Genomic DNA, 22,092 nt, shown 5'->3' with positions numbered 1-22,092 from the left:
CTTTTCCCCTTCTGATACTTCACCAGGGCTTTATTTATAGCCCTGGTTGTTTTATATTCCTTCATTGTTGCTTATTTAAACATTTTAGTCTTTTCTTAATTTTGGAAATATTCTGTAGCAGTTTACCTGTTAATTACAGATGGAAGTGGAAGAGGACGGGGGTAGAAATGCGGATCAAACCTGACGATAACTGGCGCTGGTATTATGATGAAGAGCATGACCGCATGATGCTCGATCTGGCTAATGGTATGTTATTCAGGTCGCGTTTTGCCCGCCGAATGTTGACGCCCGACGCCTTCGCGCCTTCCGGATTTTGCGTTGATGATGCCGCGCTCTATTTTTCCTTTGAAGAAAAATGCCGCGACCTCGAATTAACAAAAGAACAGCGTGCAGAATTAGTGCTTAATGCGCTGGTCGCCATTCGTTTTCTCAAACCGCAAATGCCGAAAAGCTGGCACTTCAATACTCATGAAGAGAGCTGGCAGCCATGCGTTGGCGATGCCGCCAGCGCATGGCTCAGCGATACCGGCCAGCAGGTCAATCTGTTGGTGGTTGAGCCCGGCGAAAACGCCGCGCTATGCCTGTTAGCTCAGCCCGGTCTGACGCTTGCCGGCCGTGTGATGCAACTGGGCGATGTGATTAAAATTATGAACGACAGACTGCAGCCAGCGCCAGGTGTCGCCAGCTACAGCCTGGGCCAGGCGGTTTAAGGCGTCAGCCTCACCGCGGTTTTCGGTACGCAGCTACAGCACAGAATAGTGCCATCGGCGGCTACCGCGTTTTTCTTCAGCGCGCTGACTTCCCCTTCTTCCAGCCGGATGCGGCAACTGCCGCAGATTCCTGCCCGACATGAGTAAGGAATGCGAATTCCCTGTTGTTCCAGCTGCTCCAGCAGTATTTGCTGATTATTACCGGTAAAGCTCACTCCCTGCCAGACTATTTCTACCGTCGCGTTCTGCTGCGCTTCAGGTGCCGGCGTATTATCACTCTCGCCTGCGCCGTAGGCCTTCGCCGGGCCGCGGGCCAGCACTTCTAACTCATCGCCCACGCGGATTACGCCGCTATTTCGCGCGATCAGGTTCAGGCCGAAATCGACATCGCCGTTATCCAGCGCCGTGCGGAAACTCTGCAGCGTGCTTAAGGGCTCGCCGGCAGGATGCTTTTGCCCGCGCTCCGGGCTGACGGTCGTCAATACGCAGCGGCTGCACGGTTTAGCGACATCAAAAATGACCTCGCCAATGCGCACCACTTTCCACGTATCCTCCTCCCAGGCGGCCGCGCCGGTCACCAGAAGATTCGGGCGAAATTGTTCTATGCTTACGCTGGCCGGGCAACGTTTTTGCAAATCGCGTAGTGAAGCCTCATTGGCCAGCAGGTAGGGAAAACCGTCGGCGAAGGAGAGGGGCACGGCATCGTGACGTTGCACCCTGCGGCTGAGCTGCGGACTCAGCCAGCGGAGCTGAACGCTGCGGTTAAAGAACCCGCTTAGCCACTGGTTGACCGCGGATGGGGCAATCAGGGCGGTAAAGTGGTTACCCCAGACTTCGGTAGGCTCCTGCTGCGTCGAGAAATCGCTGAAGCGGACCACCGCGCTGTTGCCGTCCGGCGCGGTCAGATGCAGACCATCATGGAGCGGCGCCGGAATAAACTTGACCATTTGCGGAAACTGACGGGCGGTGATGAAGGTGCCATCGGTTTCCGTCACCATAAAGATACGATCGAAGGCTAGCCCGCTGATATCTGCATAAGCGTGGCTGAGCCCAATTCCCCGCATTGATTTGACGGGATGAACGAAAAGACGCGAAAGGGTGACCATACGCTGCCCCTGGCTTTAAAAATAAGCCTTTAACTTTATGACATAGGGCGCATATTGGCTATAATGCGCACCAATTTTCTTTTAGTAAAAGTGACGATATGAATTCTCTGTTTGCCAGTACGGCTCGTGGGCTGGAAGAGCTGTTAAAAACTGAACTGGAAGGGCTGGGCGCGGTGGACTGCCAGTTGGTCCAGGGCGGGGTCCATTTTCAGGGAGATACGCGGTTGCTGTATCAAAGCCTGATGTGGAGCCGGCTGGCTTCGCGGATTATGCTGCCGCTGGGGCAGTGCAGCGTCTACAGCGACCTGGATCTGTATCTTGGCGTACAGGCTATTCCATGGACGGAGATTTTCACCCAGGATGCCACTTTTGCCGTGCACTTTAGCGGGCTGAACGAAGAGATTCGTAACAGTCAGTACGGGGCGTTGAAGGTTAAAGACGCCATCGTAGACAGCTTTACGCGTAAGAATCTGCCGCGTCCCAACGTCGATCGTGAAAACCCCGATCTACGAATTAACGTCTGGCTGAATAAAGAGACCGCGCATATTTCCCTGGATCTCAGCGGCGAGGGCTTGCACCTGCGCGGCTACCGCGATGGGACCGGCATGGCGCCAATCAAAGAAAACCTGGCCGCGGCGATAGTGATGCGTTCCGGCTGGGCTACGGGTACGCCGCTGCTCGATCCGATGTGCGGATCCGGTACGCTGCTGATTGAAGCGGCGATGCTGGCCACCGATCGTGCGCCGGGTTTACACCGTGGTCACTGGGGTTTCGGCGGCTGGGCGCAGCATGACGATGCTATCTGGAAAGAAGTGAAAGCCGAAGCGCAAACCCGCGCCCGTCAGGGACTTGCGGCGTATGAATCGCGCTTTTACGGTTCCGACGTTGACGCCCGCGTTATCGAACGCGCGCAGCGTAACGCCCGCCGAGCCGGTATTGGCGAACTGATTACCTTCGAAGTGAAAGACGTTGCCCAGCTTAGCAACCCACTGCCGAAGGGCCCTTATGGCACGGTGATTAGCAACCCGCCGTACGGCGAGCGTCTGGAGAGTGAACCGGCGCTGATTGCCCTGCATAGCCTGCTGGGGCGGATCATGAAAAACCAGTTTGGCGGCTGGAACCTGTCGCTGTTTAGCGCCTCGCCGGATCTGCTGAGCTGCCTGCAGCTTCGTGCTGATAAACAGTTTAAAGCGAAAAACGGCCCGCTCGACTGCGTACAGAAGAACTACCATCTTGCAGAAAACGAAGGCGGCAAAACCGCTATGCTGGCGGAAGATTTCGCCAACCGTCTGCGCAAGAACCTGAAAAAATACGAGAAGTGGGCGCGTCAGGAAGGTATTGAATGCTATCGCCTGTATGATGCCGACCTCCCGGAGTATAACGTCGCTATCGACCGCTACGCCGATTGGGTGGTGGTGCAGGAGTATGCGCCGCCGAAAACCGTTGATGCGCATAAAGCCCGCCAGCGCCTGTTTGATATTATTGCCGCCACCATTGCCGTACTGGGGATTGCGCCGAACAAGCTGGTACTGAAAACTCGCGAACGGCAGAAAGGTAAAAACCAGTATCAAAAAATGGGCGAAAAGGGTGAGTTCATTGAGATACAGGAGTATAACGCGCGTCTGTGGGTCAACCTGACCGACTACCTGGATACCGGGCTATTCCTCGACCATCGTATCGCTCGCCGCATGCTGGGCCAGATGAGTAAAGGCAAAGACTTCCTCAACCTTTTCTCCTACACCGGCAGCGCCAGCGTCCATGCCGGCCTTGGCGGCGCGCGTTCCACGACGACGGTCGATATGTCACGTACCTATCTTGAATGGGCTGAACGTAACCTGCGCCTCAATGGCTTAACCGGCCGCGCGCATCGCCTGATGCAGGCCGATGTGCTGGGCTGGCTGCGGGAGACGACCGAGCAGTTCGACCTGATCTTTATCGATCCGCCAACCTTCTCCAACTCCAAGCGTATGGATGATGCGTTTGACGTTCAGCGCGACCATTTGCGCCTGATGACCGATTTAAAACGTCTGCTGCGTAAAGGCGGCACGATTATGTTCTCGAACAACAAACGCGGTTTCCGTATGGATCATGACGGGCTGGAGCAACTGGGCCTGAAGGCGCAGGAGATCACGCAAAAAACGCTGTCTCAGGATTTTGCCCGCAACCGTCAGATTCACAACTGCTGGCTGATTACCGCAGCCTGAAAGGAATAAAGAATGTCTTTAATTAGTATGCACGGCGCCTGGCTCTCTTTCAGCGATGCGCCGCTGCTGGATAATGCTGAACTGCATATCGAAGATAACGAACGCGTCTGCCTGGTAGGGCGCAACGGTGCGGGTAAATCGACCCTGATGAAGATCCTCAATCGTGAACAGGGTCTTGATGACGGGCGCATTATCTATGAACTGGATCTGGTTGTGGCACGTTTACAGCAGGATCCGCCGCGTAATGTAACCGGCACCGTTTACGACTTTGTGGCCGAAGGGATTGCGGAACAAGCGGCTTATCTCAAGGGCTATCACGATGTTTCGCAGCTGGTGATGACCGATCCGAGTGATAAGAATCTGAACGAACTGGCGCGTCTTCAGGAGCAACTGGATAACTTAGGCCTGTGGCAGCTCGATAGCCGCATTAATGAAGTGCTGGAACAGCTCAGTCTCGATCCTAACGCCGAGCTCTCCTCGCTTTCCGGCGGCTGGCTGCGTAAAGCGGCCCTTGGCCGCGCGCTGGTCAGCGGGCCGCGCGTGCTGCTGCTCGACGAACCGACCAACCACCTCGATATTGAAACTATCGACTGGCTGGAAGGTTTCCTGAAGATGTTCAAAGGCACTATTATTTTTATTTCGCACGACCGTTCCTTTATCCGCAATATGGCGACGCGCATTGTCGATCTCGATCGCGGCAAGCTGGTCACCTATCCGGGTAACTACGATCAGTATCTGCTGGATAAAGAAGAAGCGCTGCGCGTGGAGGAATTACAGAACGCGGAGTTCGATCGCAAGCTGGCGCAGGAAGAAGTGTGGATCCGCCAGGGGATCAAAGCGCGTCGTACCCGTAACGAAGGGCGCGTACGGGCGTTAAAAGCCATGCGTCGCGAGCGCGGTGAGCGCCGTGAAGTGATGGGCAGTGCGAAGATGCAGGTCGAAGAGGCCGCGCGTTCGGGCAAGATCGTGTTCGAAATGGAGAACGTCAACTACCAGGTTGATGGCAAGGTGCTGGTGAAAGATTTCACCGCCCAAATCCAGCGAGGTGACAAAATTGCGCTGATTGGCCCGAACGGCTGCGGCAAAACCACGCTGCTAAAGCTGATGCTCGGTCAACTGCAGGCGGATAGCGGACGTATTCACGTGGGTACCAAGCTGGAGGTGGCTTACTTCGACCAGCACCGCGCGGAACTTGATCCGGATAAAACGGTGATGGATAACCTTGCGGAAGGTAAACAGGAAGTGATGGTGAACGGCAAGCCGCGCCACGTCCTGGGCTATCTGCAGGACTTTATGTTCCATCCGAAACGCGCGATGACGCCGGTGCGCGCGCTGTCGGGCGGTGAGCGTAACCGTCTGTTGCTGGCGCGTCTGTTTCTCAAGCCCAGTAACCTGTTGATTCTCGATGAACCGACAAACGATCTGGATGTTGAAACCCTGGAACTGCTGGAAGAGCTGGTTGACGGCTATCAGGGAACGGTGATGCTGGTTAGCCACGACCGTCAATTTGTTGATAACACGGTAACGGAGTGTTGGATCTTCGAAGGCGCGGGACAAATTGGTCAATACGTTGGCGGCTATCATGACGCACGCGGTCAGCAGGCCCAGTATCTGGCGAAAAAGCAGTCGGTTTCTAAAAAGACTGTTGAAGTTGCTCAACCGAAAGCAGAAAGTGTCAAACGCGCTGCCAGCAAACTAAGCTATAACCTGCAGCGCGAGCTGGAACAGCTGCCGCAGAAACTGGAAGAGCTGGAAGCCCAGCTGCAGAATTTGCAGGAGCAGGTTGCCGACCCTTCTTTCTTTGGGCAATCGCATGACCATACGCAGCAGGTGCTTGCGCAGCTGAGTGAAGCGGAGCAGGCGCTAGAAACCGCCTTCGAACGCTGGGAATATCTCGAAGGATTAAAAAACGGCGCGTAAGCTGAGGAGTTTTCATGTGCGATCATCATCATGCTGCGCGGCATATCCTGTGTCGACAATGTGATCTGCTGGTGGCTTTGCCGCAGCTGGAGCATCGCCAGAAAGCTACGTGTCCGCGTTGCGGAACGACATTAACAACGTCATGGGACGCTCCCCGGCAGCGTCCCACAGCCTACGCGCTGGTCGCGTTGTTCATGCTGCTGCTGGCCAATCTGTTTCCCTTCATCTATATGAAGGTTGGGGGGATCAGCAGCGAAATTGAGCTACTGGAAATTCCAAATGTGCTGTTTACCGAGGATTACGCCAGCCTCGGGACTTTCTTTTTACTGTTCGTACAGCTGGTGCCGGCATTCTGCCTGGTCACTATACTGCTACTGGTCAACCGGGTGAGCATGCCTTCCGGGTTAAAAGCCTTTCTGGCGCGGATCCTGTTTCACCTTAAAACCTGGGGGATGGCGGAGATCTTCCTCGCCGGAGTACTGGTTAGCTTCGTTAAGCTGATGGCATACGGCGATATCGGCATCGGCCTGAGTTTTATTCCCTGGTGTATGTTCTGCCTGTTACAGCTGCGAACGTTCCAGTGCGTGGATCGCCGCTGGTTATGGGATGATATTGCGCCAATGCCGCCGATTAAACAGCCGTTGAAAGTCGGCGTTTCCGGTTTGCGCCAGGGTCTACGCTCGTGTTCATGCTGCACGGCGGTTTTGCCCGTGGATGAGGCTGTTTGTCCACGCTGCCGTACCAAGGGAACCGCCCGGCGTAAAAACAGCCTGCAGTGGACGCTGGCGCTGCTGGTGACTTCATTGATCCTCTATATGCCCGCCAATATTTTGCCGATCATGATTACCGACCTGCTGGGCGATAAAATGCCCTCCACTATTATGGCGGGGGTGATCCTGCTATGGAGTGAAGGATCGTATCCGGTTGCTATGGTGATATTTATCGCCAGTATTATGGTGCCGACGTTAAAGATGATCGCCATTGGCTGGCTATGCTGGAACGCAAGCGGCAAGGGAGATCGCGACTCGGAGCGCATGCATCTGATCTATGAAGTCGTCGAGTTTGTTGGCCGCTGGTCAATGATTGATGTGTTTGTTATCGCAGTCCTCTCCGCTCTGGTACGCATCGGTGGATTAATGAATATCTATCCGGCGATAGGAGCTGTGATGTTTGCGCTGGTCGTAGTAATGACAATGTTTTCGGCCATGACGTTTGACCCTCGTTTATTGTGGGATCGTGAGCCAGATTCAAGCCATGAGGAAAGACTGCAGCATGGAAAATAAGAGCGGAGAAGCGAAGGTGCAAAAGGTGAAAAACTGGTCACCGGTGTGGATCTTCCCGATAGTTACGGCGCTCATTGGTGCCTGGATTCTTTTTTATCACTATAGTCACCAGGGGCCGGAAGTGACCCTGATTACGACTAACGCTGAGGGAATTGAAGGGGGGAAAACCCGGATCAAAAGCCGCAGCGTTGATGTCGGCGTGATTGAAAGCGCAACGCTGACGGATGACCTGACCCACGTGGAAGTTAAAGCCCGGCTGAATTCAGGCATGGAAAAACTGCTGCATCAGGATTCGGTTTTTTGGGTGGTTAAACCGCAGGTCGGTCGTGAAGGGATTAGCGGTCTGGGGACGCTGTTATCCGGCGCCTATATCGAACTGCAGCCCGGTACCAAAGGTTCTGTCCCGTCGCAGTATCCGCTGCTGGATTCACCACCGTTGGCATCCCCTGATGCTAAAGGTATTCGCATCCTGCTGGAAAGCAGCAAAGCGGGTCAGCTTTCACCCGGCGATCCGGTGCTTTTCCGCGGCTATCGCGTAGGTTCAGTTGAAACCAGCACTTTCGATGCGCAAAAACGGAACATTACTTATCAACTGTTTATCAGTGCGCCTAACGATCGGCTGGTAACCAATAACGTGCGCTTCTGGAAGGATAGCGGTATTGCGGTGGATCTGACCGCTGCCGGTATGCGCGTTGAAATGGGATCGCTGTCGACCCTGTTTGGCGGCGGCGTCAGCTTTGATATTCCCGAAGGGTTGCCGTTAGGTGAGCCGGTGGCGAATAAAACCGAATATCATCTGTTTGACGACCAGCGCAGCATTCAGGATTCAGTGTTTACTCAGCATATTGACTACGTGATGTTCTTTAAAGATTCGATTCGCGGTCTGCAACCCGGCGCGCCGGTTGAGTTCCGCGGTATCCGCCTTGGGACCGTGGGTAAAGTACCGTTCTTTATCCCCGGTCTGAAGCAGAGCTTAAACGATGACTATCGTATTCCGGTCGAAGTGCGGATTGAGCCTGAACGCTTGATCAATCAGTTAGGCACCGATCCTGACATTCGTAAGCATATCGATGATCTGATGAACCGTGGACTGCGTGGTTCACTTAAAACCGGTAACCTGGTCACCGGGGCGCTGTATATCGATCTCGACTTCTACCCGAAAGCGCCAGCGCGCGGCAAGTTCCAGGAGTTTGGCGGATATCCGATTATTCCAACCGTGAGCGGTGGCCTGGCGCAGATCCAGCAGCGGCTGATGGATGCGCTGGATAAGATTAATAATCTGCCAATTAACCCGCTGCTGGAGCAGGCAACCAGTACGCTGGCGCAAAGTGAAAAAACGATGCAGCACGTACAGGCGACGCTGGATAGTCTGAACAAGATAACGTCAAGTCAGTCGATGCAGCAGCTACCGGGCGATATGCAGAATACGTTGCGTGAACTTAATCGTAGTATGCAAGGCTTCCAGCCGGGATCTGCGGCATACAATAAGATGGTTGCGGACATGCAGCGTCTCGACCAGGTTCTTCGCGAACTGCAGCCGGTACTGAAAACGCTCAATGATAAGAGCAATGCGCTGGTATTTGAGGCGAAGGATAAAAAAGATCCACAGCCGAAGGGAGCGAAATAATGAAGAAATGGCTAATAGCGGCGGCGGTATGCGCGCTGACGGCATGCAGCAGCGGCGGCGAGAGTAAAACTTACTATCAGCTTCCGGTGGCGCAGGGAGGCGCGCAAAGCGCCGCCTATCAAAGCAAAAATTTGCTGTGGGTTGAGCAGGTTAGCATTCCAGATTATCTGGCCGGTAACGGGGTGGTTTATCAGACCACCGATGTTCAGTATGTGATTGCCAACAACAATCTATGGGCTAGCCCGCTCGATCAACAGCTGAGAACAACGCTGGTGGCGAACCTTAGCAACCAGCTACCGGGATGGGTTGTCGCTTCTCAACCGCTGGGTAGCGAGCAAGATACGCTGAACGTATCCGTTAGTGGTTTTCACGGTCGTTACGATGGCCGGGTAATCGTCAGCGGCGAGTGGCTGCTGAAGCATCAAGGGCAGCTGATCAAGCGGCCGTTCCATATTGAGCTTAAGCAGCAAGAGGATGGCTACGACGCGATGGTGAAAACGTTAGCTCAGGCCTGGACTCAGGAAGCAACCGCGATTGCCAGCGAGCTTAATCGTCTGCCATAAGTAAAATTCATAAGAGTAAAAGGCCGCTGCGAGAATGAAAATCGCAGTGGCTTTTTGTTTGTCTCATCAGATTGTTACTTGTGCTGGTTCACAGTTTTTGTACAAACGAACTTTCATGTAGCTCACAAATATGACAATGGCGTGAATTTTGCGCATTGACGCTATCTCTGATTCGCGGTATTCGTTAACCGTGGTTGCGCATTAAGTGACCATTGTTTTCTTTTCCACCAGATCAAAGAATGAGGGAAACGAGGCATGAAGAGACAAAAACGAGATCGCCTGGAACGGGCACATCAGCGTGGGTACCAGGCCGGTATTACCGGAAGGTCGAAGGAAATGTGTCCTTACCAGACCTTAAACCAAAGGTCTTATTGGCTAGGAGGCTGGCGAGAAGCCATGGAGGACAGGGTACAAACTGCCTGACTGTCTCTTTAAAAAAGAAGCCTCCGCTGCGCGGGGGCTTCGCCTTTTCTAACGGGTCACTGCTTATCAGAATGCGGAAGTGTCCTGGAACAGGCCCACTTTCAGGTCGGTTGCGGTGTAAATCAGACGACCGTCAACCAGCACTTCGCCATCCGCCAGGCCCATAATCAAACGACGGTTTATCACGCGTTTGAAATGAATACGGTAGGTCACTTTCTTCGCCGTTGGCAGTATCTGGCCAGTGAGCTTAACTTCACCCACGCCTAATGCACGGCCTTTACCTTCACCGCCTAACCAGCCCAGGTAGAAACCAACCAGCTGCCACATGGCATCCAGACCCAGGCAGCCCGGCATTACCGGGTCACCAATGAAATGGCAACCGAAGAACCACAGGTCCGGGTTAATATCGAGTTCTGCCTCAACATAACCTTTGTCATAGTTACCACCGGTTTCGCTCATTTTGATGACGCGGTCCATCATCAGCATACTTGGTGCCGGCAGCTGGGGGCCTTTTGCACCAAATAGTTCACCACGACCAGAGGCAAGAAGGTCTTCTTTTGTATAGGATTCGCGTTTATCTACCATGTTTTCAGTAAGCCTTATTTTGAGTTCGGGACGCAGGATAGCTAACACGTGTACGCTGAACAAGTCCGATCAGTTCGAACCTGAACCGCCTAACCAGCGTAGCGGCCACGGAAAGCGATGACGACTCTCTTGCTGTGTCGCCTGCGCAATTCGTTCCTGAATGGTTTGCCGTAAAGTTTGTCCTTCGCCGTCCCAGAGCAACTGGGTCAGAATGGGCAGCGCTTCCGACACGTCATCGACTGCCCATATAAAGAACTGCTCATCCGCAACGGCCTGCTGCAGTTCTTGTGCCAGGCTCAGATGACGAACGTTGGCGGAGGGGATGACGACGCCCTGTTTGCCGGTCAGCCCACGCTGTTGGCAAATAGCGAAGAAGCCCTCAATTTTCTCGTTGAGCCCGCCAACCGGCTGTACGCGACCAAACTGATCGACAGAGCCGGTAACGGCGATGCTCTGATTAATCGGTACATTGGCCAGCGAACTGATTAGCGCGCACAGTTCGGCCATGGAGGCGCTATCGCCATCCACTTCGCTGTAGGACTGCTCGAAGGTCAGGGAGGCGGTGAAGGGAAGCTGTTGTTCGAGCTCCAGCTCGGACATCAGAAACGCCTGCATGATCATCATGCCTTTTGCGTGAATGTTGCCGCCCAGCTCGGCCTTGCGTTCAACGTCGATGAATTCGCCGTCGCCAATATGCACGACGCAGCTGATACGCGAAGGCTCGCCAAACGCGCGAGGGTGACCCGGAAACTCAATGACAGAGAGTGCGTTGATTTGTCCTACGCATTCGCCTTCGGTTTCGATCAGGATCTGCTCCTGCAGGATTTCATCCTGGATGCGCTCAGCAAGATAGCCCTCGCGCCACAGACGACGCTCCAGCATGGTTTGTATCTCTTCGGCGCGAATCTCTTCACCTTCACAGAACGCGGCGGCTTCTCTAAGCTGGCGGGCAATCCAGAGAACGCACAGCGGCAAAGTTTCCTGATCGCCGGTATAACGCGCGCCTTCCTGAATCAGCAGCGGCCAGGCGTTAGCGGACAGTCCCGGAAGTTCAAGCTGTTGAGCATTTTGCCAGACCCACTGGCACCATTGCTTCAGCGTATCTGCATCAGCAATTTGCAGGTTATCTTCATATTCGCTGTAGATAGCCTGCGCAGAAAGCTCGGGTTCCATCTCCTGGAAATCAGCCAGGGATTCCCGCTCGCCCACGAGGATCACTTTCAGGCTCAGGGGCATAGAAGGGATGCTCACCGGAAGAGGGCGAGACTCATCAAATGACAGCCAGTCAAAACGCTGGCGGGCCACCATGTTTTTTAGCCGCATCCACAGTAGGGGCTGAGCCAGTAAGGCGCGCAGGGAGAGAATCAATACGCCGCCGTTGGCGCGATGGACCAGACCGGGTTGTAGGGTGATTTCACCATTAAACTGGCGCACGCAGCCAAACAGCTGTTCTGCTTCGATCCAGTCAGCGGCTTCTACCGGGGCAACGCTGGCGAAATTATCTTCAGCAGTATGCGCCGGCGTAAGAGAGATTTTTCCGCCATCAACCTGATAGTGAACGCCACAGAGTGTTGCTGCCGGTTGATGTAAAGTTCGGGTTTCGTTAGCTAACCATTGCAGGTACTCCGGTTCTTCCGGAATTTTAACCAGCATAAATGGCGAAATGGCTGGAGTGACCAGTAGCTGCTCCAGGGCATAAAAGAGACGGGGTTGCAGTTCGCCTGAGAGGGATTCCTCTGCGTGCGCCAGGTCGGCTTGTGCAAACAGCGCCTGATAACTTTCCGTATCAGGAGCAAGGTCGTTTCGGGTAAGTTTCGTAATGGTCAAAGTCGCTGTTTTTTAGTCAGATGTAAAACGCGCGATTATACATTATGCGGCGTCTGAGCACACGGGGGATTGCGATTGTCGTGGTGATAACGAATCTACCAACATCACTAAAGATGATTTATTCTCAGCACATCAGGAAAAAACTGATATCCTGAAATGAGTTACACGGTCACATTGAGATCGCAATGAAATATCAACAACTGGAAAATCTTGAAAGCGGCTGGAAATGGACTTATCTGGTAAAAAAGCATCGGGAAGGTGAGCTTATTACCCGCTACATTGAAGCCAGCGCTGCGCAAGCCGCGGTCGATGTATTACTGACGCTCGAAAATGAACCCGTGCTGGTGAATACCTGGATTGAGCAGCATATGAATCCAGAGCTAGTGAACCGCATGAAGCAGACTATCCGCGCTCGACGTAAGCGTCACTTCAACGCGGAGCATCAGCATACGCGTAAAAAGTCTATCGACCTTGAATTCGTGGTCTGGCAGCGCCTTGCAGGTCTGGCGCAAAGACGGGGTAAAACGCTGTCGGAAACTATCGTGCAGTTAATTGAGGATGCTGAGCATAAAGAGAAGTATGCCAGCAAGATGTCCAGCCTGAAGCATGATTTGCAGGTGCTGCTAGGTAAAGAGTAGCGATGCTGGCGCCGGGATTCTGCTGTTTTTTTGAATGCGGAATTTAAGCCAAAAAAAACCCCGCATTGCGGGGTTTTTTATTGACGATATAACTTAAGCCTGCGGCTGAGTTACGACGTCTTTGTAGCCTTTAACTTCGATCTCTACGCGACGATCCGGACCCAGGCAGTCAATCAGAGCTGCACGAGCTTTCACGTTGTCACAGGTGTTGCCAGTAACCGGGTTGGATTCACCCATACCGCGAGCGGAGATTTTGCTAGCCGGGATACCTTTGGATACCAGGTAATCAACAACGGACTGAGCACGTTTCTCAGACAGCTGCTGGTTGTAGGCATCGGAACCGATACGGTCGGTGTAGCCCAGAACAACTGCGGAACCGTCTTTCGGGTCCATGTTGCTCAGCTGGGTATACAGCTGATCCAGAGCCTGCTGGCCTTCTGGTTTCAGAGTAGATTTGTTGAAGTTGAACAGAACGTCAGACTTCAGGGTGAAGTGCTTGGTAGTCACTTCTGGAGCCGGAGCCGGAGCCGGAGCTACAACCGGAGCAACATCGTCCTGACCGAAACGGTAGGAAACGCCCAGGCTCAGCATGCCGTTATCAGGACGGGTACCAACGGTGCCAGCGTCGCCGATGTTGTTAACCCACTGGTATTCCAGACGGGTTGCGATGTCACGAGTAACAGCCCACTCTAAGCCGCCCGCGAATACCGGAGATACGCCAGTGTCGTGTTCGCTACGGGAAACGCCGGTAGAAGCGTAGTTACCTTTGGAGTCTGCGCGCCAAACCATACCACCCAGACGGGTATAGATATCCAGATCGTCAGTGATCGGGTAACCCAGTTTAGCAGTCAGCTGAACGCCCTGAGCTTTGAAAGCGCCATTGTCAACGCTGCCTTTATAAGCCATACGGCCCAGCCAGTCGTAGCCCATTTCAAAACCGAGGTACGGGTTAACCTGGTAACCACCAAACGCACCAGCACCCAGCTGATCGTTACGGGTCGGGCCGTTGTTGCCCTGGAAACCGTTACCGTAGAAACCGGTGTCGTGATACTGGGACCAGCCCAGTTTAGCACCTGCGTACCAGGTGTTATCTTTCGGAGCGGCCTGCGCTACGGTAGCGAAGCCAGCCAGTGCCACTGCAATCGCGATAGCTGTCTTTTTCATTTTTTGCGCCTCATTATCATCCAAAATTCGCCATGAAGGTTCAGAAGACCTCACGGTTAAATCCTTCACCCGGGGCGTGACTTGTTGTTAACTATGCTGATACATGCAGCGTAAGCCGATCACCCCTGGCGATGTAAAGTCTACAACTTAGTTCGAAACTTACAAGTGTGAACTCCGTCAGGCATATGAAAAAAAAGGGTTGTGTACGCTATGTTTAACAAATACGGTTGAACTTATTCGGGGCAAAAAAAGTCGCGAAGCCGCATCAGACAAGCATTTTAACAAAAATGCCCATCAAGAAAGCCCATCTCGCGTCAGGGCAAAAAAAATTCCAGGATTAATCCTAAACTCGGTTAATGATACAGGTTTGAGTGAATTTTTAGCCCAGAAAGTTGTCTGCCTGGCTGATCGTTATTTCTTACCGGGCGCATGATAAAGCCCATTGCGTGACCCTCTTCTGCAGCGGCAACCAGTCGCTCATGTTCCTCAATGCTCAGTTCTTCTGATAGCCAGCCAATAACGACGCTATAATTTCCGGTGCGCAGTGAGCGAACCATTGACTCCAGGGTATTAGCGGGGGAGAGCTGGCTGATCTGCATAACCTTGGACAGCGGTAAACCGGATGACTGCACCCATTCACGGCTTAGCTTCTGCCGTGGAGTCAGCCAGAGCTGCCAGCGTGACTGCTGACCAAGCTGCTGTAATAAAGGAAGCAATAGTAGCTGCGTCATCATAGGCTGATCTTCTCGATAGACTATTTCACTGATCAGCCCGTTAGCTGGCTGTTCGGCAGCGTCATGAGAGCGACGACGTACTGAAGTAGAAGTCAGTGGTGAACGATTTGCGTGAGTTGATGTAAACATAGTCTATCCCGCCTGTGGCTTACTGTATGCATATACAGTATATGCGGCAGGGTGAAAGATCAACACTATTTTCTCTGTTTCTGGATGAAATTTGTACATCTCTGGGAATAAGCAAGTGCCGATAGCGTCGGATGTCAGCGCGTACATAATGTGAATTCATCGTTGTTGCGCTTTTTACCTGGATAAATTCTTCTCACAAATGATGATGTTAACCGTATACGAGTGACCAGAGATACCCTCCACTTTGTGCTCTAATGTGATTAATATTAATTAAGCATTTTACTTTCCCTGCTTTTGACTTCATCAAAAGGCTATTTTCTGAAAGCCGCTCGCAAAAAAACAAGCTGATTAAAATAAAGAGATAATTCATGTTGCCGCATGAAGAGAAGTCACTTATTTTCTTTATTAACGGATCCGTTAGCAAATTTATGTCTTATTTACATGATTAACAAAGGAATAATCATGAAGAAACTTGTATGTTTTAGGATCCATCAGTTTCGGGCATGTTTGTCTCCATTAGGAAAAATAAGCTGTCGGCCCTTATTTGGTGGCTATAGCCTGGCGATAGATAACACCGTATTTGCCATGATGGCCGAGGGGGAAATCTATCTTCGGGTCTGTGAGCAGAGCGCGGAGTACCGCGTGGCGCATAAAAACCCGCTTTTGAAGATGCAGAAGAATGGTCGTCTGGTCGCGCTGAAGTATTATCATATTGATGAAGGGCTTTGGCAGGATAGCAAAATGCTTTTTCATTTATCAGCGCTGTCATTACAGAGCGCTCGCTATGAAAAACATCGGCAGCGGCATTCAGGGAGATTGAAAAATTTGCCAAATATCAGTTTTCACATGGAGCTACAGTTGATTAATTCAGGCATCACAGATGAATTAACGCTGCGTAAGATTGGGGCCAAAGAAGCCTGGCTGAGGTTACGGAAAATGAATAAAGCGTTAACGGTTAATATTCTTTATTGTTTACAGGGAGCTATTGCTGGCGTACATGCAGCCACGCTCCCGACGCAACAGCGTCAGGAGCTTGAGGAGTGGGCGGCGGAACAAATGCAGGAGAGGGAGGCCTACTCAGGTTGAATCTCAACCTGTCGCTGTAGCCGACAAATCTCTGGCAGCAGCGCCAGTAGCAGCCCGATTTGTTGAAGTACCAGCGGCTCCTTGCTCTCGGCACGGGGGTCGAGATGCTGTATCCGGGTCTGCAGGCTTGATAGAGCTTGCTGTACCCGTTGCTCATCGGCCGGCGAGTGGTGCAGCGCGTCATCAACATAACAAACGGCATCGTCCAGCAGCGCCAGGATATCTGGCGTTGTCAGCTTTTCCCTGTGGGCGCCCAGGGCTGAAATATAGCTGGTAAAAGTGTGGTTCAGGCACAACAAACGAAAAGCGGTTTCTCGAATTTGCGAGCCCGCTCTTGGTTCAGTTGATAAGTTTGAGACTACTGATGCCAATTCACCGTCCCTGTTGTGCGCTGCTCTTCGCGCAATGCGATAGGCAAGGCGGTTGTCGCGTCCCTGATGATATTGCTCAAGTATGGCGTCTAAATACCGGCAGTTAGCGTTGATTGCTTGTTCGAGTACTCGCGGCAGATTGCGGAATTTCCAGTCAGGCCAAATAAAGCTGACAGCGGCCCAGGCGATAGCGCAGCCGATCAGCGTATCAAATATACGCGGTAGGGCGACTTCAAAACCTTCACCCAGGAGGTTGAAGCAAAGCAAAACCAGAAGGGTAATGAACATTGTGGCATGGGCGTACTGCACATTACGGAAAGCGAAGAACAGCACGCCGGTCAAAACAATTAAAAACAGCTGGCCTTCAACGGATGGAACGAGAAGCAGCACCGGGAGACCTATCGCCACGCCGATAAGGGTACCGATTATCCTTAACGCCAGCCGGTGGCGTGTCGCGTTATAGTTTGGCTGGCAAACAAACAGGCTGGTCAGCAATATCCAGTAACCATGATTCAGCCCGGTCAACTGGATAAAAGCGTAGCCAGCGCACAGGACCAATGACATTCGAACCGCATGGCGAAACAGGGCGGACTCGGGGGACATATTACTGCGCAAGCGCAGCCAGACATCGCCAAAACCGCCAGGCTGGTCGTCAGCCAACAGGTTTTCCGTGTTGTGACTGAACTGCGAGGTGGTCTGGACAGATTCAATTGTCGCCAGCTGGGCGTCAATTGCGCGTAGGTTATTAAGCAAAAACCCTAATGCCTTGATCTGGTCCGCCGGCGCGCCGCTGGCCTTTACACGATCGAGCGCGGCGTCAAGGTGCATAAAAGCGCGCTCAAAGTGAGTATCGTGAAGGTAGGGCTCGCGCTGCAGGATGGCTCGGGACAGTTTCTGGCATGCCTGCGCCTGCATTGACAGCATGCGCTGAAAGCGGAACATCACGTCACTGTAACGAAAGCGATCGCGCAGCGTTTGGTATTGAATATGCGAAGAGCTAGCGCGTTCGTGGATGTCCTGCGCCACGAAGTAATACTGCAGGGTGCGACGGGTTCCGCGCTGACCGCGATCCCCGCGCAGGCGCGTCAGCAGGGAAACTTTGGTCTGATTTAGGGTTGTCACTAGCTGACCGTTGGCTATTGCCAGGTCATACAGAGGCGCCTGGCTTTCATCTTCAATATCCGGATCGAACAGGCGCGATTTAAGTTCCAGATAGTGCGCTAACTGCTCGTAGCTGCGTGCAAGGTTGTCCTGTAGGGGACGGATGGGGAAAATAAGATGCCCTGCGAGGGTGAGTAAGTTGTACCACACCGCCCCGGCCAGCAAAAACAGCGGCTGGAGATACCAATGGCTATAAAGCGTTACCCCCAGCATGGTATAGATGGCGATTAACAAGGCGCCAAAGGCGATTGTGGCATAGCGCTGGCCCAACCCACCGAGCAAAATAAAGCCAATGGTAGAAACGGTTAATCCTGCTGCGAATAACCAAGGCCAGGGAAAGAGCAGTTCCACCGAGGCCGAAGCAATAAAAAAGCACACGAGGGTAATGGCCAGATTACGCAGACGTCCTGTCAGGCGGTCATCAAGGTCGGTCAGCGCCGCTGCCACGACCCCAAGCGTTAAAGGAATCGTGAGTTTTACTTCGCCAAGCCACCAGGGAAACGCGGTCGTGCCGCAAAGTGCGATAAAAATCCTGATGTTATATAACCAGGCGCTGTTCCGGGTATAGCGGCGTAGCAGGGGGGTGAGCATTTCTGTGTTCCATTCAGTTACTGAAAGCGGCGGCGCGCATTGGCTTCACGCGCAGCACGAGCAGTCTCGACGGAGACGACTCGACGGCCTACTGGCCATAAAGCAATAGCGGCGATTTTGAAATTGGCGATGCCAACTGGAATGCCGATGATGGTCAGGCATTGTGCGATGCCACAAAAAATGTGCATCAGGCATAGCCACCAGCCAAAGAAAATAAACCATAAAATGTTCAGTAGTGTCCCACCCGCGTTTAGCAGGCTATTCTTTCCCTGAGGATCGAGTTCATCAACATGAACGGCTTCATTACCATAGGGTAGAAGAGAGAGTTTTGTTATCTCCCAGCAGGAGCGGGTGAGAGGTAGCGTAAAGATCAGCACGATGCTGACCAACGTCGCCAGAAGCCAGCCGAGCGTGGTGGCGAATCCGCCAAGGATAAAGTTTAAAATATTCAGAACGGTACGCATAAACCCTCTGTTTAATTCCGTGGATAATAAGGCCTGGCCATTGTAGCGTTTTTTACGCTGGAGCACCCGGTCGCTGGCGGTTAAACTTAAAAACATCCAACCTGATTGAAATTCGACATTATATGGAACTTAGAGCGACAACATTGGGCAAGCGCATGGCTCAGCATCCTTATGATAGGGTGCAACTTCTTAATGCCGGAGTAAAGGTTTCCGGTGATAGCCATGAATATCTTATACCTTTCAATCAGTTATTATCAATCCATTGCAAGCGTGGTCTGGTATGGGGGGAGCTGGAATTTATCCTGCCGGGCGAGAAAGTTGTGCGTTTGCATGGCACCGAATGGAATGAAACCCAGCGTTTTTACCATCATTTGAACACGCTCTGGCAGCAGTGGAGCGCGGAAATGAGCGATATCGCCGCTGATGTCCTTCGCCAGCAGCTGGCTAACGTGGCGCGTTCCAGCGCAGAGGGGAAATGGTTGACGCGTCAGCAGGTGAGCGATATCCAGCGTAAAATCCGCCATGCGCTTGGCGGATTACCTGTACCAACAGCCCGTCTTGACGCTTTCGATAACTGCCGCGAGTTATGGCGGCAATGTCAAAGTTGGTTGAGCAACACCGAGAAAGCCAGGCTCGAGCATAATCAAACGTTTACTGAATCAATGCTGGAACAATACCGCGGCTTTTTTGCCGCGGTAGAATCATCGCCGCTGAATCCGGCTCAGGCGCGCGCAGTCGTAAACGGCGAGCGTTCGTTATTAGTTCTGGCAGGCGCCGGAAGCGGTAAAACTTCCGTGTTAGTGGCGCGCGCTGGCTGGCTATTGACCCGTGGCGAAGCGGCGGCCGAGCAGATTCTGCTCCTGGCGTTTGGTCGACAAGCCGCGCAGGAGATGGATGAGCGCATCCGCGAACGTCTGGGAACTGAAGAGATCTCTGCGCGAACTTTTCATTCCCTGGCTCTGCATATTATTCAGCAGGGCAGTAAAAAAGCTCCGACGATCAGCAAGCTGGAGAACGACAGCGCCGCACGGCAAAAACTTTTAGTCCAGAGCTGGCAGCAGCAGTGCCAGGAGAAAAAAGCGCAGGCGAAAGGCTGGCGACTGTGGCTGGAAGAAGAAATGGACTGGCAGATCCCGGAAGGGGATTTTTGGCAGGATAAAACGCTGCAGCGTCGTATCGCCAGTCGCCTTGACCGCTGGGTTAGCCTGATGCGAATGCATGGCGGCTCGCAGGCGGAAATGATTGCTGGAGCGCCTGAAGAGGTACGCGATCTTTTTGGCAAGCGCGTCAAGCTGATGGCCCCTTTGCTAAAAGCGTGGAAAACGGCATTAAAAGATGAAAACGCCGTCGATTTTTCCGGCCTGATTCATCAGGCGATTAATATTCTGGATAAGGGGCGCTTTGTCAGCCCGTGGAAGCATATTCTGGTAGATGAGTTTCAGGATATTTCCCCGCAGCGGGCGTCCCTACTCGCCGCGTTACGTCGGCAAAACACGCAGACTACGCTGTTTGCCGTTGGCGATGACTGGCAGGCTATCTACCGTTTTAGCGGTGCTCAGCTCTCTTTAACAACAGCCTTTAATCACTATTTTGGCGAAGGAGATTGCTGTGCGCTGGATACGACGTACCGATTTAATAGTCGGATAGGAGAGGTCGCCAACGGGTTTATCCAACAAAATCCGCATCAGTTAACGAAACCGCTAAACAGCCTTGTCGCAGGGGACAAAAAAGCGGTGACGTTATTAGCGGAGGACAAACTCGACGATCTGCTTGATAAAATGAGCGGTTATGTCAAACGAGAACAGCGGATTTTATTGTTAGCTCGTTATCATCATTTGAAGCCGGTGGCGCTTGAGAAAGCCGCCACGCGCTGGCCGCATCTGCAGCTCGATTTTATGACTATTCATGCCAGCAAAGGGCAACAAGCCGATTACGCCATTATTCTTGGCCTTAAGGAGGGGGATGATGCGTTTCCCGCACCGGCACGCGAGTCGATTATGGAGCAGGCGCTATTACCGCAGCCGGAGGATTTTCCCGATGCCGAAGAGAGGCGGTTACTGTATGTCGCCATCACCCGCGCACGTCTGCGCGTATGGTTATTGTTTAATAAAGAACAACCTTCCCCGTTTGTTGAAATGTTAGAGGCGCTGAGTGTCCCGGTAGCAAGAAAACCATAATGACTGGCGGCATGGCCGCCAGCGGGGCTTATTTCAGACGCTCTGCAAGGTAGCGTTGATAATCAGGGATCAGGATATCAACAGGGTCGTTGAAATGCGGGGACTGGATAATAAAGTCGGCGGTCGAAACGTTGGTGGCGACGGGGATATTCCATACCGTCGCCAAACGTAATAACGCTTTCACATCCGGATCGTGCGGTACGGCATTCAGCGGATCCCAGAAAAAAATCAATACATCGATTTTACCTTCTGAAATCAGCGCTCCTACCTGCTGATCGCCGCCCATGGGACCACTTAGCATCGCCTGTACCTCCAGCCCGGTCGCGCGTGATACCAGATTTCCGGTCGTTCCTGTCGCCGATAGCGTGTGTTGCGCCAGCAGTTGCTGGTGGCGCTCGACCCATTTCATCAACATATCTTTACAGTGATCGTGTGCAACCAGCGCAATATGCTTGCGCGCTGGCAAGGTACGTGTTGTTAGTTCCATCATTTCATTCCACATTTTGGCCTGTAGACAGATTACTGGAAGTGACTGTTGCTGCAAGCGTCGGGATGAAAAAATTTGACGCATCTGCAGGTCAGGACTCATGCGGGTTCATCCGGATTAGCATACACTTGGGCTAAATAGCAGGAGGATGATGATGAAAGAAAACGATATCGTAGGTATTTTGACCTCGACGCGGACTATCGCCCTGGTGGGGGCAAGTGACAAACCTGATCGCCCAAGCTATCGGGTGATGAAGTATCTTCTGGAGCAGGGATATCACGTTATTCCCGTTTCCCCTAAGGTTGCGGGTACCACGCTGCTGGGGCAAAAAGGGTATGCCACGCTTGCTGACGTGCCGGAAAAAGTGGATATGGTCGATGTTTTCCGTAATTCGGAAGCGGCCTGGGGCGTTGCCCAGGAAGCGGTGGCTATCGGTGCGAAAACGCTTTGGCTACAGCTGGGTGTAATCAATGAACAAGCGGCTGTTCTCGCCCGAGACGCCGGTCTAAACGTGGTGATGGATCGCTGTCCGGCGATTGAGATCCCTCGATTGGGATTAGCCCGATAAACCTAAAACCCCGCCTGACGGGGTTTTTTATTATCAATATAAATTAAGTTATTTAGGGACAGTATTTTAATTAAAACTACATCGAAACGTTTCTTTATTTAAAAATAAAGCGCATTATCTTTGTGGATTTAACGGACACCTTCCTGGCTTTATCTCCCTTATTACGAAAAATCTTCTCCAATAGATAATTTATTTTTTATAAATAACCCCTGGTAAATACATGGGGAACGGCGATAATTTTTTTTGAATCTTTCAAAAATATTTGTTTTTTCTT

Annotated in this window: 19 protein-coding genes; 11 read left to right on the top strand and 8 right to left on the bottom strand. The window is 52.5% G+C overall.

Going from position 1 to position 22,092, the window contains the following annotated elements:
- Window positions 1-167 precede the first annotated feature (167 nt).
- On the top strand, window positions 168-710 hold the full coding sequence (gene zapC, locus K7H21_RS17980) for a cell division protein ZapC (protein ID WP_213223345.1): 543 nt from the start codon (window positions 168-170) through the stop codon (window positions 708-710).
- Here the strand turns inward: zapC and K7H21_RS17975 are convergent.
- On the bottom strand, window positions 707-1,816 hold the full coding sequence (locus K7H21_RS17975) for a YcbX family protein (RefSeq protein WP_223035265.1): 1,110 nt from the start codon (window positions 1,814-1,816) through the stop codon (window positions 707-709). The genes zapC and K7H21_RS17975 overlap by 4 nt on opposite strands.
- A 98-nt stretch (window positions 1,817-1,914) precedes the next feature.
- Between K7H21_RS17975 and rlmKL the strand changes: the two genes are divergently transcribed.
- From rlmKL to rmf, 6 genes are all read left to right on the top strand, one after another.
- Window positions 1,915-4,020, top strand: a complete 2,106-nt coding sequence (gene rlmKL, locus K7H21_RS17970) for a bifunctional 23S rRNA (guanine(2069)-N(7))-methyltransferase RlmK/23S rRNA (guanine(2445)-N(2))-methyltransferase RlmL (RefSeq protein WP_004131002.1) — start codon at window positions 1,915-1,917, stop codon at window positions 4,018-4,020.
- 12 nt (window positions 4,021-4,032) lie between these two features.
- Window positions 4,033-5,940: an ABC transporter ATP-binding protein gene (locus K7H21_RS17965; RefSeq protein WP_004131004.1), complete on the top strand. Its 1,908-nt coding sequence runs from the start codon at window positions 4,033-4,035 to the stop codon at window positions 5,938-5,940.
- Between the two features lie 14 nt (window positions 5,941-5,954).
- The gene (pqiA, locus tag K7H21_RS17960) at window positions 5,955-7,223 is read left to right on the top strand and encodes a membrane integrity-associated transporter subunit PqiA (RefSeq protein ID WP_004131006.1); all 1,269 of its coding nucleotides are present in this window, start codon (window positions 5,955-5,957) and stop codon (window positions 7,221-7,223) included.
- The gene (gene pqiB / locus K7H21_RS17955; RefSeq protein ID WP_004131007.1) at window positions 7,213-8,850 is read left to right on the top strand and encodes an intermembrane transport protein PqiB; all 1,638 of its coding nucleotides are present in this window, start codon (window positions 7,213-7,215) and stop codon (window positions 8,848-8,850) included. The genes pqiA and pqiB overlap by 11 nt, the downstream gene beginning before the upstream one ends.
- Complete coding sequence (pqiC, locus tag K7H21_RS17950) at window positions 8,850-9,413, top strand: membrane integrity-associated transporter subunit PqiC (RefSeq protein ID WP_142470970.1); 564 nt, start codon at window positions 8,850-8,852, stop codon at window positions 9,411-9,413. Before pqiB ends, pqiC begins: the two co-directional genes overlap by 1 nt.
- Window positions 9,414-9,668: 255 nt before the next feature.
- Window positions 9,669-9,836, top strand: coding sequence for a ribosome modulation factor (gene rmf / locus K7H21_RS17945; protein WP_004871568.1), 168 nt, complete (start codon window positions 9,669-9,671; stop codon window positions 9,834-9,836).
- Window positions 9,837-9,902: 66 nt separating this feature from the next.
- On the opposite strand, the gene fabA is transcribed toward rmf, so the two are convergent.
- Both fabA and K7H21_RS17935 read right to left on the bottom strand, forming a co-directional pair.
- A complete protein-coding gene (gene fabA / locus K7H21_RS17940; protein WP_004131011.1) occupies window positions 9,903-10,421 on the bottom strand; it encodes a bifunctional 3-hydroxydecanoyl-ACP dehydratase/trans-2-decenoyl-ACP isomerase in 519 nt (172 codons plus the stop codon).
- A gap of 69 nt (window positions 10,422-10,490) precedes the next feature.
- A complete protein-coding gene (locus tag K7H21_RS17935) occupies window positions 10,491-12,248 on the bottom strand; it encodes an AAA family ATPase (protein ID WP_087830125.1) in 1,758 nt (585 codons plus the stop codon).
- Between the two features lie 185 nt (window positions 12,249-12,433).
- On the opposite strand from K7H21_RS17935, the gene matP reads away from it, so the two are divergent.
- A complete protein-coding gene (matP, locus tag K7H21_RS17930) occupies window positions 12,434-12,886 on the top strand; it encodes a macrodomain Ter protein MatP (RefSeq protein ID WP_004131014.1) in 453 nt (150 codons plus the stop codon).
- 93 nt (window positions 12,887-12,979) lie between these two features.
- On the opposite strand, the gene ompA is transcribed toward matP, so the two are convergent.
- Both ompA and sulA read right to left on the bottom strand, forming a co-directional pair.
- Entirely contained in the window at window positions 12,980-14,050 is a 1,071-nt protein-coding gene (ompA, locus tag K7H21_RS17925) for a porin OmpA (RefSeq protein ID WP_004131016.1), read from the bottom strand.
- Window positions 14,051-14,403: 353 nt separating this feature from the next.
- A complete protein-coding gene (gene sulA / locus K7H21_RS17920) occupies window positions 14,404-14,913 on the bottom strand; it encodes an SOS-induced cell division inhibitor SulA (protein WP_223035264.1) in 510 nt (169 codons plus the stop codon).
- A 462-nt stretch (window positions 14,914-15,375) separates the two neighbouring features.
- On the opposite strand from sulA, the gene K7H21_RS17915 reads away from it, so the two are divergent.
- Window positions 15,376-15,999, top strand: coding sequence for a TfoX/Sxy family DNA transformation protein (locus K7H21_RS17915; protein WP_049112818.1), 624 nt, complete (start codon window positions 15,376-15,378; stop codon window positions 15,997-15,999).
- On the opposite strand, the gene yccS is transcribed toward K7H21_RS17915, so the two are convergent.
- The gene (yccS, locus tag K7H21_RS17910) at window positions 15,987-18,122 is read right to left on the bottom strand and encodes a YccS family putative transporter (RefSeq protein ID WP_049112826.1); all 2,136 of its coding nucleotides are present in this window, start codon (window positions 18,120-18,122) and stop codon (window positions 15,987-15,989) included. The two genes, K7H21_RS17915 and yccS, sit on opposite strands and share 13 nt — an antisense overlap.
- A 17-nt stretch (window positions 18,123-18,139) precedes the next feature.
- Window positions 18,140-18,586: a YccF domain-containing protein gene (locus K7H21_RS17905; protein ID WP_004871560.1), complete on the bottom strand. Its 447-nt coding sequence runs from the start codon at window positions 18,584-18,586 to the stop codon at window positions 18,140-18,142.
- Window positions 18,587-18,708: 122 nt separating this feature from the next.
- Here K7H21_RS17905 and helD point away from each other — a divergent pair, with 122 nt between their 5' ends.
- Entirely contained in the window at window positions 18,709-20,763 is a 2,055-nt protein-coding gene (helD, locus tag K7H21_RS17900) for a DNA helicase IV (protein ID WP_223035263.1), read from the top strand.
- A 28-nt stretch (window positions 20,764-20,791) separates the two neighbouring features.
- On the opposite strand, the gene mgsA is transcribed toward helD, so the two are convergent.
- Window positions 20,792-21,250 carry a methylglyoxal synthase gene (mgsA, locus tag K7H21_RS17895; RefSeq protein WP_024360052.1) on the bottom strand — a complete coding sequence of 153 codons (459 nt, stop codon included), beginning with the start codon at window positions 21,248-21,250 and terminating at the stop codon, window positions 20,792-20,794.
- 154 nt (window positions 21,251-21,404) lie between these two features.
- Here mgsA and K7H21_RS17890 point away from each other — a divergent pair, with 154 nt between their 5' ends.
- On the top strand, window positions 21,405-21,818 hold the full coding sequence (locus K7H21_RS17890; protein WP_004131030.1) for a CoA-binding protein: 414 nt from the start codon (window positions 21,405-21,407) through the stop codon (window positions 21,816-21,818).
- The last annotated feature ends 274 nt before the right edge of the window (window positions 21,819-22,092 follow it).

This window comes from Klebsiella sp. CTHL.F3a, from assembly GCF_019890895.1.
In the GTDB taxonomy this organism is placed as follows: Bacteria; Pseudomonadota; Gammaproteobacteria; order Enterobacterales; family Enterobacteriaceae; genus Klebsiella; species Klebsiella grimontii.
Note: the sequence above shows the minus strand (reverse complement) of the source record. Positions and strands in the feature narration are given on the sequence as shown.